15 protein-coding genes and 1 tRNA gene are annotated in these 17,144 nt (G+C 59.2%); 13 read left to right on the top strand and 3 right to left on the bottom strand.

What is annotated here, in order from left to right:
• A partial coding sequence (locus LBR61_01215) for an autotransporter adhesin family protein (protein ID MDR1730690.1) occupies positions 1–1,935 on the bottom strand: 1,935 nt, incomplete at its 3' end.
• A 468-nt stretch (positions 1,936–2,403) separates the two neighbouring features.
• Here LBR61_01215 and LBR61_01210 point away from each other — a divergent pair.
• Genes LBR61_01210 through LBR61_01185 form a run of 6 tightly spaced genes read left to right on the top strand, consistent with a single transcriptional unit; the run spans position 2,404 to position 7,195 of the window.
• Positions 2,404–3,546 (top strand): ferredoxin oxidoreductase, encoded by a 1,143-nt coding sequence (locus LBR61_01210; GenBank protein ID MDR1730689.1) that lies wholly within the window; start codon positions 2,404–2,406, stop codon positions 3,544–3,546.
• Entirely contained in the window at positions 3,546–4,412 is an 867-nt protein-coding gene (locus tag LBR61_01205; GenBank protein MDR1730688.1) for a 2-oxoacid:ferredoxin oxidoreductase subunit beta, read from the top strand. Before LBR61_01210 ends, LBR61_01205 begins: the two co-directional genes overlap by 1 nt.
• Positions 4,409–4,975: a 2-oxoacid:acceptor oxidoreductase family protein gene (locus LBR61_01200; protein ID MDR1730687.1), complete on the top strand. Its 567-nt coding sequence runs from the start codon at positions 4,409–4,411 to the stop codon at positions 4,973–4,975. The genes LBR61_01205 and LBR61_01200 overlap by 4 nt, the downstream gene beginning before the upstream one ends.
• Positions 4,975–6,126 (top strand): hypothetical protein, encoded by a 1,152-nt coding sequence (locus LBR61_01195; GenBank protein ID MDR1730686.1) that lies wholly within the window; start codon positions 4,975–4,977, stop codon positions 6,124–6,126. The genes LBR61_01200 and LBR61_01195 overlap by 1 nt, the downstream gene beginning before the upstream one ends.
• Complete coding sequence (sucD, locus tag LBR61_01190) at positions 6,107–6,982, top strand: succinate--CoA ligase subunit alpha (protein ID MDR1730685.1); 876 nt, start codon at positions 6,107–6,109, stop codon at positions 6,980–6,982. Before LBR61_01195 ends, sucD begins: the two co-directional genes overlap by 20 nt.
• 15 nt (positions 6,983–6,997) lie before the next feature.
• On the top strand, positions 6,998–7,195 hold the full coding sequence (locus tag LBR61_01185) for a 4Fe-4S binding protein (protein ID MDR1730684.1): 198 nt from the start codon (positions 6,998–7,000) through the stop codon (positions 7,193–7,195).
• Positions 7,196–7,244: 49 nt separating this feature from the next.
• Here LBR61_01185 and LBR61_01180 read toward each other — a convergent pair whose 3' ends face one another.
• Positions 7,245–7,673 (bottom strand): Rrf2 family transcriptional regulator, encoded by a 429-nt coding sequence (locus LBR61_01180; protein MDR1730683.1) that lies wholly within the window; start codon positions 7,671–7,673, stop codon positions 7,245–7,247.
• A gap of 351 nt (positions 7,674–8,024) precedes the next feature.
• On the opposite strand from LBR61_01180, the gene LBR61_01175 reads away from it, so the two are divergent.
• From LBR61_01175 to LBR61_01145, 7 genes are all read left to right on the top strand, one after another.
• Positions 8,025–9,059 carry a 2-phosphosulfolactate phosphatase gene (locus LBR61_01175; GenBank protein MDR1730682.1) on the top strand — a complete coding sequence of 345 codons (1,035 nt, stop codon included), beginning with the start codon at positions 8,025–8,027 and terminating at the stop codon, positions 9,057–9,059.
• Positions 9,060–9,116: 57 nt separating this feature from the next.
• A complete protein-coding gene (gene larC, locus LBR61_01170; protein MDR1730681.1) occupies positions 9,117–10,307 on the top strand; it encodes a nickel pincer cofactor biosynthesis protein LarC in 1,191 nt (396 codons plus the stop codon).
• A gap of 94 nt (positions 10,308–10,401) precedes the next feature.
• Entirely contained in the window at positions 10,402–11,088 is a 687-nt protein-coding gene (locus tag LBR61_01165; GenBank protein ID MDR1730680.1) for a DUF4230 domain-containing protein, read from the top strand.
• A 45-nt stretch (positions 11,089–11,133) separates the two neighbouring features.
• Entirely contained in the window at positions 11,134–11,547 is a 414-nt protein-coding gene (locus LBR61_01160) for a response regulator (protein ID MDR1730679.1), read from the top strand.
• Positions 11,548–11,568: 21 nt separating this feature from the next.
• Entirely contained in the window at positions 11,569–14,355 is a 2,787-nt protein-coding gene (locus LBR61_01155; GenBank protein ID MDR1730678.1) for a response regulator, read from the top strand.
• Between the two features lie 141 nt (positions 14,356–14,496).
• Positions 14,497–14,928, top strand: a complete 432-nt coding sequence (locus LBR61_01150; GenBank protein ID MDR1730677.1) for a hypothetical protein — start codon at positions 14,497–14,499, stop codon at positions 14,926–14,928.
• A 33-nt stretch (positions 14,929–14,961) separates the two neighbouring features.
• Entirely contained in the window at positions 14,962–16,860 is a 1,899-nt protein-coding gene (locus LBR61_01145; protein MDR1730676.1) for a polysaccharide biosynthesis protein, read from the top strand.
• Positions 16,861–16,878: 18 nt separating this feature from the next.
• On the opposite strand, the gene LBR61_01140 is transcribed toward LBR61_01145, so the two are convergent.
• Positions 16,879–16,952 (bottom strand) — tRNA-Gln (locus tag LBR61_01140).
• Between the last annotated feature and the right edge of the window lie 192 nt (positions 16,953–17,144).

Raw genomic sequence — 17,144 nt, 5'->3', positions numbered from 1 at the left:
CACCTTGTAGTGCTGGGTGGCGAGGTTGTCCGCGGCGACGACCAGAATGTACAGGGAGGCGGGGACTCCCTCCGTGAGGGCTATGGGCTGGGTTTGGACGACGGAGAACTGATTGGTGCAGTACAGCAGGGCCGTCGCTCCCGTGACGGCCTTGATGTCGGTGGAGACGATGGACGCCTGAGAGTTGGGCACTGTGACGGAGGCCGTCCGCGGAGTGGAGGGGCTGCCGTTCTCGCTTCCCAGAGTTGCGGCAACCGTCTGATTTGCCACGGAGATGAGAAGGGCGACGGTGGGGTCGCTGATGATGTGGTCGTTGGAGCTGGAGTTATTTATGGTCCCATTGTTGTTGATGACACCGCCGTTGTCGTAGATGTAGCCGCCGCTGGTGTCGATGGTCCCGTCGTTGTCAATGGTCCCTCCGGTGTTCACATCAATCTCGCCGCCGGTGTTGTTATTGATGGTCCCGTTGTTGTCCAGCTCGCCGCCGTTGTTGACGTCGATTTCACCGCCGCTGTTGTTGTTGATGACTCCGCCGGGGTTGTTGTCGAGGGTTCCGTCGTCGTCAATGGCTCCGCTGTTGTTGATTGTTCCGTTGTTGATGAGAGTTCCACCGCTGTCGATGTCGATTTCGCCGCCGCTGTTGACGGTGACCGTTCCGTTGTTGATCAGGGTTCCGCCGTTTGTGATGTCCATGGTCCCCTTGATGATGATTGTGCCGTTGTTGATGAGGGTTCCGTCGATTTTGAGAGAAGCGCCGAGCCGGATGTAGATGGTTCCGTTGTTGGTGACCGTTTTGCCTGCGGGGACCGTGAGCTGCTGCCCCGCGGGGACTTCGATGGTTTCGTCCGCCGCGACCTGGAAGACGTTGGGGAGAATCGCGTTTCCGGTGACGGTTCCGATGCGGCTTGTCTGGTTGTCAAAGACGATGCTCGCGCCGTTGGTGACGGTGACCGTCGTGCCGATGGTTCCCTTTTGGACGATGAGGCCGCTGTTGGTTAAAGATCCTCCGGTCAGGGTGTAACCCCAGGGGACGATGAGGGCCGCGCCCGCAGGGATGGTCAGGGCCGTGGACAGGTTGACGGTCGGGTCGCTGAAGCTCCAGCCGCTGACGAGGATTCCGTCGGTCGCGGTCACGCCGGAGCTGGCCAGGACGACGGGCTTCGAGGTGGTTGAGACGGTCACGGAATCGCCGCTGAGGCCTTGGGGCGCGACGACCGTTCCTCCGGAGAGGGTGACTGTGCCGCCGGTTGCTAGATATCCGGGGCCTATGGAGGGAGACGAGTCACCTGTGGCGATGACCGCGCCGCCGTTGATGGTGATGGTCCCGCCACTGCCTTGAACGCCGCCTCCTCCTCCGAGGCCCGCGCTTTGAACACCGCCTGTGGCGATGACCGTACCGCCGTTGACCGTGATGGTTCCGCCGCTTCCGTAAACGCCGCCGCCGATGGCTGCGCCCACGTCGGTGGTTTGGGCGGTGATCATGCCGCCGTTGATGGTGATGGTCCCCCCGGCGCAAGTATATCCGCCGCCGATGCCCGACCCTCCACTGCCACCCCTGGCGGTGATTGTGCCGCCATTGATGGTGATGCTCCCACCGATCTGGCTATCGCTGCCGCCGATGCCCGCGCCGTTGTAACCTCCGAGGGCGGTCAAAGACCCGCTCTCGGACCCGTCGCCGGCGATGCTGGTGATGATCAGCGTCGCGTTGGCGGGGACTCGCAGGCCAGCCTGGTTGAAGCCGGATTGCAGTGTGTTTGTCCCGGACAGAATCAGCTTCACCGTCGCGCCCGTCATGTCGAAGGCGCAGGCGGTGCTGCTCGTTTTGATGTCCACGCCGTCCAGGATGATGTCCGCGCTGACGCCGGAGCTGACCGTGACTTTGTAGCTTGTGGTGACTCCTGTGATTTTGTAATACCCGTTCGCTGTTATATTCACGTCGCCGGTGCTGACGTCGCAAAGCGTCGGCGTGGTCGCCCCGAAAGCGGGCAATGACAAAATCAAAAAGGAAAAGATTAAAATCAGACAGGTTAAAAGGCAAAAATCAGGCGTGTGGCGTGTGGCGTGTGGCGTGTGGCGTGTGGCGTGTGGCGTGTGGCGTGTGGCGTGTGGTAGTGTAACCGGCCTCTCCGTTGAATGTCAAGAGCAGAAATGGCATAACATAACCCCCTTTGTTGCTGATAAATTCTGAGAATTTAACAAATTATATCACGCGACGCGAATTATTGCGCACGCGAACGTTTTCGTCAGCTTTTCATCAGGTCAGGAGTTTTATTTTTTGTTTTGTGCATTGCACATTATTTTTTATATAATATATTATAATACGTCAATACAAATTTCTTTATCGTGTCCAAAAAATAAGCCATGTCCAGACCGGAAGCGATACCGGAAGCGGGGAGTGTGGAAATGAAAAAGGAAAAAAGAGTACTGACGGGCGTCCACTTCATGCAGGGAAACTATGCGGCGGTGGAGGGCGCTCTGGCGGCGGGGTGCGATTTCTTCGCCGGGTATCCGATCACGCCGGCCAACGAAATCTCGGAGAGGATGTCGAGACGTCTGCCGGCCGTGGGCGGCGTCTTTTTGCAGGGGGAGGACGAACTCTGCTCCATCAACGCGGTGGCAGGAGCCTCGCTGGCCGGGGCGAAGGCGATGACCGCGACGGCCAGCGCCGGTTATGACTACCTCCAGGAGGGGCTGGAGTACGGCGTTGCGGTGGAGGCTCCCATGGTGATCGTGGACGTCCAGCGATGCCGGGGGGAAAATTTCGCCACTCAGGCCGACATCATGCAGGTCCACTGGGGCCCCGCCGGCGACCATGAAATGATCGTCCTCGCCCCATCCTCCGTTCAGGAGCTTTTCGACTTCACGGTGAGGGCTTTCAACCTGGCGGAGGAGTATCGAACGCCGGTCGTCGTGCTGTCCGAGACGACCATCGCTTTGATGCGGGAGCGGCTGGTCATCCCGGAGCCGGACGCGATTCCCGTGATGAATCGGAAATGGACCGACAAAACCCCTGAAACCTACCTGCCCTTCAAGGCCGACTCCCCCTGGGGCGTTCCGGAGTTTGCGGGGCTCGGGCGCGGATACCACACGATTTACTCCATCAATCCCCACGACGAGCGGGGAAGTATCGAGTGGGACCCCGACGCCTTCGAGCGGCTTTATACCCGCATTCCCCTCAAGGTGACGAAGAACAGGGGCAAAATTTCCACCGTTCAGCACTGGAGGGCGGACGACGCGAAAGCCGTTCTGGTCGCTTACGGCAGTGAGGTGCGCCCCTGCCTGGACGCCATGAACACGCTGCGGGAACAGGGGAAGAAGGTGGGCGTGATGAAAATCGACGCGCCCTGGCCCTTCCCGGAGGAAGCCGTGGCGGACCTCAGCGGAAGGACGGATCTGGTGGTGACGGTTGAGATGAACATCGGCAAATACGCGGGAGAGATCGAGCGCGCCTGTCGGGGTCGCTGCCGCACGGCCAGAGTGACCAAAAACAGGGGCATGATCCACTCCCCCGAGGAAATTCTGGAATCGCTGAAGGAGGTCCTGTGATGGCGGCCGAACTGAAGAACGCGGGGACCGCTCTTCCGGTCAACCCTCTGCGCAAATACGTCAGAGAGGATCGTATGCCTCATTTCTTCTGCCCGGGCTGCGGCTGCGGTCAGGTGCTGGGGTCCTTTCTCAGAGGAGTCGACGGTCTGGGTCTGGACCTCGACAGGATGGTAACGGTGGCGGGAGTGGGCTGCACCGCCCGGATTCCCGTTTACATGAAAACGGACACGCTGCACGGCGTTCACGGCAGGACGCTGCCCTGGGCCATGGGAATCAAACTGCACTCCAAAGAGACGAAGGTCGTGGTGTTCGCCGGGGACGGGGATGCGGTCTCCATCGGGGGCAATCACTTCATCCACGCCGCCCGCCGGAACCTGGACGTCCTGATGATCGTCGTGAACAACTTCAACTTCGCCATGACCGGCGGACAGGTGGCGCCCATGACGCCGGCCGGGGCCGTGACGATGACCACCCCCTGGGGAAGCGGCGAGCCTCCCTTCGACATGTGCGCTCTGGCTCAGGCGGCGGGGGCGACCTACGTGGCCCGGACGGCCACTCCCGACATCGGGCAGATGGACCGTATGATCAAAAAAGGTCTTTCTCACAGCGGATTCGGCGTTGTGGAGGTTCTCTCCCAGTGCCCCACCCATTTCGGGCGCTACGCCCTGGGGAGCGGCTCGCCGGCGAAGCTGCTGGACTGGATTCGGGGGATATGCGTCCCCAAGGACCTGGCGGACGCCATGAACCCGGAGGAACTGAAGGGAAAACTGGTTACGGGCGAGTTTGTGGACGTTGTCCGTCCCGTGTTCAGGGGAAGCTCCTTCGTGGCGGACGAGAGCGCCGGAAAGGATGCGGAGGAAGCATGAAGCTGAAAAATACGAGTATCCGGTTTTGCGGATTCGGCGGGCAGGGCATCATCCTCGCGGCCGTGGTGCTGGGCGACGCGCTGGTGATTCACAGGGGGCTTTACGCGGCTCAGACGCAGTCCTACGGCTCGGAGGCGAGAGGCGGACAGTGCCAGTCCGAGCTGATGGTGTCGGAAGAGCCCATCCTCACCCCCGTTCGGGCCTCCAACGACATTCTGGTCGCCATGTTTCAGACCGCCTTCAACACCTATGTGAGCTCTCTTCGCAAAGGCGGCCTTTTGCTCGTGGACTCCGAGCTGGTCGCCCTTCCCGCTGCCGGGGCGATTCCTCCGGAGACGGTTTCCTTTCGGGTTCCGGCCACGGAGGAAGCTCAGAAACTGGGCAACCGCATGGCCGCCAACATGGTGATGCTGGGGTACTTCGCCGGAGTGACGGACATGGTGACGGTGGAACAGCTGGACGCGGCCCTCGCGGAAAACGTTCGGGCGGCGTTTCTGGACCTGAACAAAAAAGCCGTCCGGAGGGGGTTTGAGCTGGCCCGGGCCGGAGCGGGGAAATCCTGATGAAGCTCTTTGAATTTCAGGGAAAGTCGCTCTTTCGCGAATATGGCCTTGCGGTTCCCCAGGGGCGTCTCTGCAAAAAAAACGAGACTCCGGACTGGAGCGGCCCCGTGGTCCTGAAGGCGCAGGTGCTTTCGGGGGGACGGGGCAGGGCGGGAGCGGTCATTCTCTGCGAAAGTGAAAAGGAGAGAGACGCGGCTCTGGAAAAACTTTTTTCCATGACGCTGAAGGAAGAGCCTGTCAACGCCGTGCTGGCGGAGGAGCGCGTCACGATTTTGCATGAATATTATCTGTCCGTCGCCTTCGACGGGGAGGCGGGGACGCCTCTGATCATCGTCGGAGCCTCCGGCGGCGTGGACGTGGAGAGGCTGGCGGAGGAGCATCCCGAGCAAATCCTGAAGCTGCCCTTCGACGCGGTCGTCGGCCCTCTGGACAGTCACTTCAGAAAGGCGGCCCGTTTTGCGGGCGCTTCGCGGCCGAAGGAGTTCGCCGCGGCGCTGTCCGGACTTTACAGACTGTGGAGGGAAACCCACGCTCTGTTGGTGGAGGTCAACCCTCTGGCGGAGACCCCCGGCGGTTTTGTGGCCCTCGACGCCAAGGTGGAGCTGGACGACGACGCCGAGCCTCTGCACAGGGAGCTTTTTGCCAGGCTGCGAGTGGAACGGGCCGGCGTCACCGGAGCCTCCCCGGAGCCCCAGGGGGACACCATCACCTGCATTCCTCTGGATGGGGACATCGGCCTGATCTCGGACGGAGCGGGGACGGGGATGCTGACTCTGGACCTGCTGCGGGACCATGGCGGGCGGGCGGCGGACTTTTGCGAAATGGGGGGAACCACCAGCCCCGAGGTCATGTACGCGGCCATGGAGCGGGTGATCGACAACCCCAAAGTCCCGAAGATACGCAGTCTGCTCATCGTGCTCATCGGAGGATTCAACCGCATGGACGAAATGGCTCAGGGCATCGTGCGCTACGTGAGAGACACGGGCTTTCACCTGCCCATCGTCGTGCGTCTTTGCGGAACGATGGAGGAAGAGGGAAAGAAGATCATGCGGGAGGCCGGACTGCCGATCTGCGACGACCTGGAACAGGCCGTCCGGGAGGCCGTGGGAGAGACCGGAAGGAGGGCGGGAGATGTCGATTCTCGTCAATGAAGCGACGCGCGTTCTGGTTCAGGGCATAACGGGCCGGTCGGGCTCCCTGCAGACGAAGTCGCTGTTGGACTTCGGGACGCGGGTGGTCGCCGGCGTCACCCCCGGAAAGGGCGGTCAGGAGGTCTGCGGCGTTCCCGTGTTCGATTTTGTGGACGACGCGGTTCGAGCCGCGGGAGGCGTGGACGCGGCCATCAGTTTCGTCCCCCCTCTGAACGCCAGAGACGCGGCTATTGAGGCCATGGACTGCGGCATCCGGCTTCTCGTGCTGACGATGGAGGGGATCCCCAAAAGGGACGTGCTGGAGATTCTGAGCTGCGCCAGGTTCCGCGGCGCGCGGGTGCTGGGGCCGGGCACGGCGGGGCTCATCGCTCCGGGGAAGTGCAAGCTGGGCGCTCATCCCACGCGGATGTTCATCCCCGGAGGGGTGGGAATCGTCTCGAAAAGCGGAGCTCTGTCCTACGAGATCGGCAAAACGCTCACCGAGGCGGGAATCGGTCAGAGTACGGTGGTGGCTCTGGGAGGCGGCCCGATATGGGGGATGACGCAGAAGGACGCCCTTGCGCTCTTCAATGAGGACGAGGAGACGAAGGCGATTGTCCTTCTGGGAGAAATCGGGGGGAACACGGAGATCGACGCGGCGGAGTACATCGCCCGAACGCCCGTGAAGAAGCCCGTCGTTTCTCTCATTGTGGGGCGGTCCGCCCCCGAGGGCAAGTCTCTGGGGCACGCCGGGGCGATCATCCGGGGCGGGAAGGGAACGGCCCGCTCCAAGGCGGAGGCTCTGGAGAGGGCGGGGGTCAAAATGGCCGCGACGCCGGCTGAGGTCGTGGCTCGGCTTCGGGAACTCCGGCTGTAAAGCGAGGTGATGGATATGGCCGTATATATCGATAAAAATCTCTGCAAAGGCTGCGAACTTTGCGTTGTCTGCTGCCCCCGGAAGGTTTTCGAGATTTCCGCGGAGGTCAACAGAAAAGGATTCACCGTGGCGGCCCCCGTCAGGGAAGGAGACTGCGTCCGCTGCGGGCTGTGCGAAAAGACCTGCCCGGACCTCGCCATACGGGTGGAGTAGGCGGAGCGGTTTTTTCCGCCCCGCGCCTCCTGTCGCCCCGGCGCGGCCTTCAGGGCGTCGCGGGCGCGGGTTTCATGGCTATGGCCGCCAGTGTGGTGCGGGCCAGGTACTGCAGAAAAACGCTTGCGGGTTCCCGGAGGGAGTCTCCGAAAATGCACCTGACGAAGGGGCAGTGGTCGCAGGAGGAGCAGAGCTTCGCGTCGTCCCGGGGCGCGCCCTCGATGGCCCGATAGATGGAAAGAAGGCTGACGCCTTCGGGATTCCCGCGCAGTTCGAAGCCTCCTCCCGGCCCCCGCACGGACTCCACCAGCCCTTCATGCACCAGATGCTGAAAAATTTTCGTCAGGTGCGCCTCGGAAGCGCCGAGACACTGAGCCATTTCGTGAGCGCTGAGACGTTTTTGCGAGGCCGCCAGGAGCCCCATCCCGTGTAGGCCCAGCAAAAGCGCCTCCGATATTGCGATGACATGACGGGCCATAAGAATCCCTCTTTTTCTCCCAAAAAGTGCTATATAATACATTCACGAAATTATTTACTCTTTTATCTATATAATACAGCACAAGAAAACCGGATTTTTTTTTAAGTATTATTACGCTCCCTATCTGTGAATTGTAAACTTCACGATATAATTCTGGATGGTTCCCTGAGGCCTGCGTGAAGCTTACGGCGAAAAAGCTCATGGGGAAAGGGGAATCTGTCGGGAGGAACGATGCGCGGACAGGTGATGCATGAGCATATATGGAGGGGCCCCGTTCGGGAGTTCGGGGGTCTGTGTGTTTTTACGTCAACGGGCTCAGCCCTCTGAGATTTCAAACAGGGAGGACGTTTCATGTCAAATGCCATTCAGGTGGAAGTTGTACTTTCACACAGCGAGCATCTTCCGGTGGTGGATGTGTGGCTGGTCGTGGACATTCTGCGGGCGACCACGGTCATGACCCGCTGGTTCGAGGCGGGGGGCGTCACGCTTTATCCGGCGGAATCCACGGAGGGCGCGAAACGCCTGGCGGAGCGCCTCAGAGGCGGGGGAGAGACTCCCGTTCTGATGGGCGAACAGAACGCCATAGCGCCTCAGGGATTTGACCTGGGGAACTCTCCTCTCGACATCACTCCGGAGCTCTGCAAAAAATACAGCTGCGCCGTCATGGCCACCACCAACGGAACGAAGGCCCTGCTGAAGGCCCTGTCCACGGGAATGCCGGTGCTGGTCGCCAGCGCCCGCAACGCCATGTCCGCGCTGGATTTGGCTCTGTCGAAGGGGAGGCGTATCGGGATTTTCTGCTCGGGCAGAAAGGGACGCCCCGCCTGGGACGACACCCTGTGCGCCGGACTTTTGACGGCCGCTCTGGCGGAGTTCTCGCCGGAGGTTCACCTGGCGGACAGCGCCCGGCTGGCCCTTTTGACCTGGCAGAGTTCCCGTGACTTTCTGACTTCCCTGAAAAGCGCGGACCACGCCGTTTTTCTGGGCAGGATCGGTTTCGGGGAGGACATCGTCTTTGCCTCGGAGACGGACGTCGCCCACACCGTCCCGGAGCTGCGGGAGGTTCCCGACGGGGAGGGTCTGCTTCCCTGTCTGAAGGAGGGCCTGCGGGCCGGAACTCCCTCTCACGCTTCCCTGCGCAGGGTGCTGCCGGGGAACGCCGCCGGCCCCTCTCTTCTCGAAGGTTCGGGACGTCGGCATCTCGCCGCGATTTCGTCCTTCAGTGACGAGGACACCGAGGGAGCCGCTCTTTCCGACGGAACGGATTCAGGCGTTTCCGGCTCCGGAGTTTTGGACTTCGGCAGCTTCAGCCCCGACGGCAGCCAGGTTTTTCTGGGGGGAGAAAATTTCAGGAAACATTATCGAAGCAAATCGAAAAAAATCTGAAACGGGATTCACTGTCATTTTGCAGATATACAATTTACGGATGAAGAAGGTTGTGGAATGAAGACACTGTACCTGGACTGTTTCGCGGGAATCGCGGGGGACATGCTGACGGGGGCGCTGTTTGAGCTCCTCCCGCGCCCGGACCGCTTCGAGGCCGAGCTGGCGAAAATGTCGAAACTGACCCCGGAGGATTATCGGGTCCGCTTCGAGAAGACCGTCAAAGGCGGCGTTACGGGGACTCATTTCTGCGTGGACACCCATGAGCATCACCCTCACAGAGGGCTGAAGGAGATAGAGGAAATCATTACGGGCAGCGCTCTTTCCCCGCGGATTCAGCGCGAGGCCATGCACGCCTTCGCCCTTCTGGCCGAGGCGGAGGCCGCGGTGCACGGAACCACGCCGGACAAAATTCATTTTCACGAAGTCGGAGCCATCGACTCGATTATCGATATCGTGGGAGTTTTCATTCTCATCGACCTGCTGGACTGGCCCAGAGTGATTTCCTCCCCCGTCAACGTGGGGTCGGGGACCGTCCGGTGCGCTCATGGAGTTCTGCCCGTTCCCGCTCCGGCCACCGAGCGGCTGCTGCACGGAATTCCAATCTGCTCCCGGGGGGAGCCCATGGAGCGGACGACGCCCACGGGGGCCCTGCTGGTCCGCTGTCTGGCCTCGGCTTTCGGGAGCGTTCCCGACGGCATCCTGCTGGCCTCCGGTTACGGAGCGGGAACCAGAGATTCGGATCTGCCCAACGTCCTGCGGGTTCTGCTGCTGGACTCCCACCCCGCCGCGGAGGAGGAGACGGAGGGCATGGATCACGACCGGGTGGCTCTGCTGGAGAGCAACATCGACGACATGAATCCCCAGGATTACGAGCTGGTGACGGAACGCCTTTTTGAAAACGGGGCTCTCGACGTGTGGCAGGAGTTCATCGCCATGAAAAAGGGCCGCCCGGGGACAAAATTTTGCTGTCTCTGCGCCCCCGAAAAGGCGAAGAAACTTTCCCGGGCCATTTTATGTGGAACGACCACTCAGGGAGTTCGGCAAACGATGGTTGACCGGGCCAAATTATGCTATAAGATAGAGGAATACGCGACTTCCCTGGGAAGAGTGAGGGTCAAGACCGCGCTTTTGGGAGACAAACCTCTGCGCCGTACTCCCGAATACGAGGACCTCAAACGTCTGGCCCTCGAAAAGGATCTTTCTCTTCCCGAAGTTCGGGGCCGAATCGCGGGGGAACTGGTTTTGTGACCGTCCTGCAGAGGGATTTTATAATTATTTTATAACTATTATGTTTTTATGATTTTTCATAAATTCTTATAAATATTGGATCGGAGGTTTCCCCGTGGGTATTCTTATAACTCTTTTGCTTGTGGCGTCAGTGTCTGTCAACGTGTGGCTTTTGAAAAACGGAAAACGCCGGCAGGATCGGTCTGTGCGTTCGATTCTGCTGCAGGGAATAAGAAACGTGAGAGAGCTGGCGACGATTCGACGGGATTTCGAGTCGGTGGTCATCTTTTCGGACGCGAAGTCTCTGTTGGGCTTTTCGCTTCCGGGGACGGGGCGCCGGTTCATTCTGAAGTATTCGGGAGTCCTCACCTGCGGAAGCGACCTTTCCCGGATCAAAATTTCCGAGCGCTTTGCCGTCAATCGGGTTCGCATGATCGTTCCCCACTGCAGACTGCTGGACCTTTACGCCGATATGAAGAGCGTCCAGGTCTACGACCAGAGGGCGGGGCTCTTTACCTCCGTGATGCTGGACGACCAGAATCGGGAAATTGCCGCGAACATCGAAGAGGTGCGTCAGGAAACTCTCCGCGGCGACCTTCTGTCCCGCGCGGACGACAACCTGCGGATGATTCTGACCTCGCTGGCGGCTTCCCTGGGCATGGAGGCGGAAGTGACCTTCGAAGGCGACGAGACGACGCCCCGCCCAACCGTTATGGACCGTGTCCTGCCGCTTCCCTCCGAAAGAGCCGAAGTCCCCGCAGTTCCCGCAGTTCCCGCAGGGGAAGCCAAAGACCCGTCGTAGAAACGGACACAACGGCTCTGACGGGCTGTTTTCGAGGATTTCGGAATGACGGAAACGACGGAAGGGAAAACGGGAGAAAAAAAGAAAAAGGTAATTTTGGCGCTGGATGACGCCCCGGCCAACCTTCAGATCATCCAGAACACGCTGAAGGATGAGTTTGACATACGTCTCGCCAAATCCGTGCAGATGGCCGTGACCGCGCTTTCCCGTTCCGTTCCCGATCTCCTTTTGCTGGACGTGGCGATGCCGGAGATGTCGGGGTTCGAATTTGTGAAGATGCTCCGCGCCAACCCCCGCTGGGAGGGTATTCCCGTTCTGTTCGTTTCGTCCTGCGCGTCGGAGGATTTTGCGGCTCAGGCCGACTTCCAGGGAGCGAAGGGCTATATCGTCAAGCCCTTCAATCCGGAATCGCTCCGAAACCTTGTGCGCAAAGTCTTCGACGCCTGCCCCGATGCCTGAGAACGGAGCGACAGGCCGGATATGACGGATCGGGAGCGGGAAAGCCTGCTGCAAACCATTCGGGAGCTTCAGGAGAAAAACTCGGAACTGGGCCGGGAGGTCTCCGGTCTCAGGGATTCGCTGGAGCGCCAGATCGCCTCGGCAGAAATCATCAAAACCCGGGAATCTCTGCGAACGGTGGAGTCGCAGAAGCTGGAAAAGTACATGAAGCTCGTGATGGAAAACGCCCAGAACATCATTCTGCTGCTGGACCGCGACGCGCGAGTGGTATATTGCACCAGAGCCTTTTTGAACCTGGCGGGAATGGCGGATTTCAGCGCCGTCAACGGTCGGGGCATTTACGATATTTATCGGACCATCGGGAAACAGGAACTTGCCGAAAGCGGTATGCGGCGGTTTCGGCGGATTCAGGCGGAAAAACGGGCCCAGGAGAGCAACGTGGAAATTTCTTTTCCCGGAGTGGGGGAGCCGCGTCAGTACACGGTCCACTCCACTCCCATGCTGGGAGACGACGGAAATTTCGACGGCGTCCTCGCCATCTATCACGATACCACGGAGGTGCTTCATGCCGAGGCCGAGGCGCGAACTCGAATCATGCTGGACGCGACCCCTCTGGCGGCCTCCCTGTGGGACGAAAACGGAAAGATGATGGACTGCAACAGAGAGGTGCTCCGCCTGCTGGGGCTTTCAAAAAAATCCGATTATCTGGAACACTTTTATGACTTTCAGCCGGAGTTTCAGCCGGACGGCGTTTCCACGAAAGAAAAAATGAAGAAAATACGGGAGACGAACTTTGGGGGAGAGCCTCAGTATATCGAGTGGATGTCCCGCACGGTTACGGGAGAACTGCTTCCCCTGGAGGTGACCTTCATTCGGGTGCCCTGGAGGGATGGCTTCTGCACGGCATCTTACGCCAGAGATCTCCGTAAAATCAGGGCCGAAGAGGAAAAAGCCCGAACCGCCGCCGAATACAGCCGGGAAATGGAAGTGCAGGCCAGGGTCGCTCAGGCTGCGGCGGACGCGAAAAGCCATTTTCTGGCCTCCATGAGTCACGAGATTCGCACTCCCATGAACGCCATCATTGGGATGAGCGAACTGATGCGCACGGACAACCTCGACGAAATGCAAAAGCGGTATTTTTCGGATATTCGAAAAATGTCCCGTTCCCTCCTGCAAATCATCAACGACATTCTGGATTTCTCCAAAATCGAGGCCGGCAAGCTGACCCTGACTCCCGTGAATTACAATATTTTCACCCTGTTCGACGATATTTCCTCCCTCACGAACTTCACGATGGCCGGCAAGGCTCTGGAGTTTCGAAAAAGCATCGCCCGGGACCTCCCTCCTGTCCTGTACGGGGATGAGGTTCGGGTTCGGCAGGTGATCATGAACCTGGTCACCAACGCCGTGAAGTACACCCGAAAGGGCTTCGTGTCTCTGGACGTCCGGCGCGGGCTGAAAAACGACCGGGATTGTCTGGTCGTCCAGGTGAGAGATACGGGAATCGGCATCAAAAAAGAAGATTTCCCGAGGCTGTTCAAGGCCTTTGAGCAGATGGACAAAAAGAAAAATCAGGGTATCGTGGGAACCGGTCTGGGGCTTTCCATCACGAAGCAGCTCGTGTCCATGATGAACGGGGACGTCGAACTGGAGAGCGAGTACGGCAGGGGGTCGGTCTTTACCGTGTTTCTCCCTCTCGTCGAAGGCGACGCCCGCCAGGTGGAGGAACACCGGGAGATTCAAATGGTCGTCGCTTCCCCCGACGCGCGGGTGCTGGTGGTGGACGACAACTCGGTCAACCTGTCCGTGGCGGTGGGGTATCTGGGAAAACACGGCATTGCGCCGGATACCGCGGAAAGCGCTTCGGAGGCGATAGAGCAGATTCAGGCGGAACAGTATGATCTCGTTTTTATGGATCACATGATGCCGGGGATGGACGGCGTCGAGGCCACGGAGTACATTCGCGCCCTGGATGGCGGGTATTATAAAAGGGTTCCGATCATCGCCCTTTCCGCCAACGCGGTTTCCGGCGCGAAGGAGTCTTTTTTCGCGGCGGGAATGAACGATTTTATCTCCAAACCCATCGATGCCGCCGAGCTGAACCGGGTGCTGCTGAAGTGGCTGCCGCCTCAAAAAGTTCTGAAAAACGCGGCTCAGGTGAGGGAAAAACAGTCTCCCGCCCACCTGGAGCCCCTGCTGAAGCGTCTTGCGGCGGTGACGGATTTGGACCTGAAAACAGGACTTTCCCGTGTGGAAGGGGACGGGGAGGTCTATGTGGATATTCTCCGGCAGTTTTGCGGAGGACTGGACCAGGAGATCGAGGCCCTTTCTTCCTGTGTTCGCGAAAAAAACTGGAAGAATTACTTCATTCGAGTCCACGCTCTGAAAAGCGTTTTCGCCAATCTGGGCAATTTATTTTTGTCCGACTGGGCTTTCTCCCTCGAAAAAGCCTCGCAGGAGGGCGATGGGGAAACATGCATCGCGCAGACGGAGGGCTTCTGCCTGCGAATGGAGCAGTTTCGCCTTCAACTCCTTCAGGCGTCGCTGATGGAGGGGTCCGGCCCTGAAGACCTGGTGAAAAAAAAGGTCACGATTGGATTTTTGACTCAGGAACTGGAAAAGCTCACGGAAGCCTGTTTCAAATGCGATACCCAAAGCATCGACGAGACTGTGGAGGGTTTGCGGGCGGTGACCTTCAGTCTGGACGTCGATGATTTGCTGGAAGAAATTTATGTTTTTGCGAAATCTTTCGATTACGACGACGTCATCGCCAAATGTGAGATGCTGATGGGGCTGCTGACGGAGTGAATCGGCTGAAAGACTGAACTGCGGCGGAGAGGGGACTCTCTGCCGGTTTTGTCTTTGGCGTCAGTCTCAGGCTGGCTTCAGCGCTCTCCTGACTTTGTGCTAGAATTAGAAAATCAGGCGTTATTGAGGAGGAATTTATATATGCCCATGCAGATAGGACTCGATGAACTTCTTTCCATGCTTCTGGCCCGCGTGGATGGAATGGCGGTGGATTCGGAAAATCAGAAGAACCGGTTCAACATCATGTTCCGCATTCTCTATAAAAAAGGATTGATCTCCGATCAGGACGTTCTGGATTCCGTGAAGGAGGAACATCGTATCCTGAAGGAGCTGGGAATGATTGACCAGGAGCCGCCTCAGGAGACTTTGGATGCCGTGGCGAAGGGGATTTTGCTCTGGATTAAAAGCGATACGGCCGCCATCAAAAAAACGATGGAGGAATACGAAAAACGCGTGTCGGACGCCATGGCGAAACAGCAGAAGCCGAAAATCGACGTGGCTCCCGCGGCGGTGCTGAACCAGCTCGACCGGATGGGGGGCCAGCAGGGAGGCGGCAAGAAGCTCATCCTTTAACGCCGATAAGGCGGATAAACGACGAACCTCGTTATGAGTATCCTGAAACATACTTTGCTGAACAGGTTTTTCGATTGGTGGAAAAAACTTTCGGGCCACGGTTTCTGGGTGGCTCTGTTTGATTTTCTTTTACTGTCTTTTGCCGTCTATCTGGGATACGCGATCCGGCTCACGCTTTTCATTCCCCGCGTCAACCTGATCGACTGTTTTCGCGTGATGCGCGCTTTCCCCTCGATTGTGGTGCTCGTTTTCTTTCTGGGCCGGCAGTACAGAACGCTGTGGGCCCAGGCGGGCCTTGAGGACTACGTCCGTTTCGCGCGCCTCTACATTCTGGGGGCGCTGATTTTTGTCTCCATTCATTACGCCGCCTGGTATCATTTTGCCTGGCGTTACGCGCTGGTGCCCCGCACGTCGCTGATCATCATGCTTTTTGCCGGAATGATCTTTTGCGGGGGGCTTCGGGTCTCCTGGAGGCTGGTGCATACGCCGCTTTCGTCGCCGCCCCGGCGGTCCCGGGCTCTGATCGTCGGAGCGGGAGAGGCGGGGACCCTGCTGGCCAGGGATCTGCTCAGGAGTCAGGGAGAGCTGATCCCCTGCGGGTTTGTGGACGACGACCCCCAGAAAAAAGGCAAGAACATCGCTGGACTGTCCGTTCTCGGCGAGACGGAGGATCTTCCCGGGCTCATACGCGGAGGGGAGATCGACGTGGTTCTGGTCGCCCTGCCCTCGGCCAGCGGAAGGAAGATACGCGCTCTCTACGACATGCTGGCTCCTCTGGGAATCAGCGTGCGGGTGCTGCCCAGCCTTCTGGAGCTCGCCGGAGGTCATATTTCCGTAAGCCGGCTGCGGCACATTCGTCTGGAAGATCTGCTGGGACGTGAGCCAGTTCAGATCGACCTCCACAGCATCTCCGCCTATCTGCGGGACCGGACCGTTCTGGTCACGGGGGCGGGGGGGTCCATCGGCAGCGAAATCGTCCGCCAGGTTCTTCTGAACAATCCCAGAGAGATCGTTCTGCTGGGGCATGGAGAGCAGTCTTTGTACCTTTTGCTGGAAAGCATGAGCCGTCTTCCCTCTTCCGTTCCCCTCCGCCCCGTGGTGGCCGACGTGGCTGACGAGACGGCCATGAGAGAGCTTTTTCGGACCTGGCGCCCGCAGGTTGTTTTCCACGCCGCCGCCCATAAGCATGTTCCCCTGATGGAGACCAATCCGAGAGAAGCCCTTCGCGTCAACGCTATGGGAAGCGCGACCATCGCGCGGCTGGCGGGCGAGTTTGGCGCCGAGAGAATGGTCATGATCTCCACGGACAAGGCCGTCAACCCCTCCAGCGTCATGGGGGCAAGCAAGCGGGTTGCCGAACTTCTGCTGGGCGGCATTCAGAAGCGTTTCCCGGGGACGATTTACATGGCGGTCCGGTTCGGGAACGTTCTGGGCAGTCGGGGAAGCGTGATCCCGAAGTTCGAGGCGCAAATTTCCGCCGGAGGCCCTGTAACCGTAACAGACCCGGCGATGAAGCGTTATTTTATGCTGATTCCCGAGGCCGTCAGTCTCGTGGTCCAGGCCGGAGCCATGGGCGGCGGGGGAGAGCTGTTCGTGCTGGACATGGGAGAGCCGGTGGTCATTCTGGAGATGGCGGAAATTTTGATCCGGCTGCACGGCTATCAGCCCTATAAGGATATTCCAATCGTATTTACGGGGATACGTCCCGGAGAAAAACTGTTCGAGGAACTTTTTTACGACGCCGGCTCGGTCCGGCCGACGGCGCACCCGAAGGTTTACGCTTCATCCCTGCTGACCGGGGAAACGGAGACGGAAAATCTGCCTCTGCTGCTGGAGGAAAGCCTGAAGGAGGGCAGCTCCGTTCCTGAGCTTCTCCGGAAAATGGTGCCTGAATATCGGGAATCGGACGGGAAAGAGGACTCAGGGCTCTGACGAGACTGGACTGACAACTGGCTGGGGTGGCTGGATTCGAACCAACGATGGCGGAGCCAAAGTCCGCTGCCTTGCCGCTTGGCTACACCCCAAGACAAACGAAATTTTACCGCAGTATTATCAATCAAAACCTCATTCAAGTCAAGGCGGCGGCTCCTGCCTGTTGTTCGTCTGTGATAATGTCCTCCTGTAACTCGTCAGGGAAAATGTCCGCATGAAACGGGAGCGAGTGACATTGAGCATAGACGAGCTGAAGCGGGTAAAAGTGTTGGAACGTGTGCTGG

The organism is Synergistaceae bacterium (assembly GCA_031272035.1).
Classification (GTDB): domain Bacteria; phylum Synergistota; class Synergistia; order Synergistales; family Aminobacteriaceae; genus JAISSA01.
The sequence above is the reverse complement of the archived record's forward strand: the minus strand, read 5'-3'. Positions and strand labels throughout refer to the sequence as shown.

Excerpts from the sequence above, each read along its gene's own strand:
- LBR61_01210 (MDR1730689.1), top strand. The coding sequence starts at position 2,404 with ATGAAAAAGGAAAAAAGAGTACTGACGGGCGTCCACTTCATGCAGGGA.
- LBR61_01205 (MDR1730688.1), top strand. The coding sequence starts at position 3,546 with ATGGCGGCCGAACTGAAGAACGCGGGGACCGCTCTTCCGGTCAACCCT.
- LBR61_01200 (MDR1730687.1), top strand. The coding sequence starts at position 4,409 with ATGAAGCTGAAAAATACGAGTATCCGGTTTTGCGGATTCGGCGGGCAG.
- LBR61_01195 (MDR1730686.1), top strand. The coding sequence starts at position 4,975 with ATGAAGCTCTTTGAATTTCAGGGAAAGTCGCTCTTTCGCGAATATGGC.
- sucD (MDR1730685.1), top strand. The coding sequence starts at position 6,107 with ATGTCGATTCTCGTCAATGAAGCGACGCGCGTTCTGGTTCAGGGCATA.
- LBR61_01185 (MDR1730684.1), top strand. The coding sequence starts at position 6,998 with ATGGCCGTATATATCGATAAAAATCTCTGCAAAGGCTGCGAACTTTGC.
- LBR61_01180 (MDR1730683.1), bottom strand. The coding sequence starts at position 7,673 with ATGGCCCGTCATGTCATCGCAATATCGGAGGCGCTTTTGCTGGGCCTA.
- LBR61_01175 (MDR1730682.1), top strand. The coding sequence starts at position 8,025 with ATGTCAAATGCCATTCAGGTGGAAGTTGTACTTTCACACAGCGAGCAT.
- larC (MDR1730681.1), top strand. The coding sequence starts at position 9,117 with ATGAAGACACTGTACCTGGACTGTTTCGCGGGAATCGCGGGGGACATG.
- LBR61_01160 (MDR1730679.1), top strand. The coding sequence starts at position 11,134 with ATGACGGAAACGACGGAAGGGAAAACGGGAGAAAAAAAGAAAAAGGTA.
- LBR61_01155 (MDR1730678.1), top strand. The coding sequence starts at position 11,569 with ATGACGGATCGGGAGCGGGAAAGCCTGCTGCAAACCATTCGGGAGCTT.
- LBR61_01150 (MDR1730677.1), top strand. The coding sequence starts at position 14,497 with ATGCCCATGCAGATAGGACTCGATGAACTTCTTTCCATGCTTCTGGCC.
- LBR61_01145 (MDR1730676.1), top strand. The coding sequence starts at position 14,962 with ATGAGTATCCTGAAACATACTTTGCTGAACAGGTTTTTCGATTGGTGG.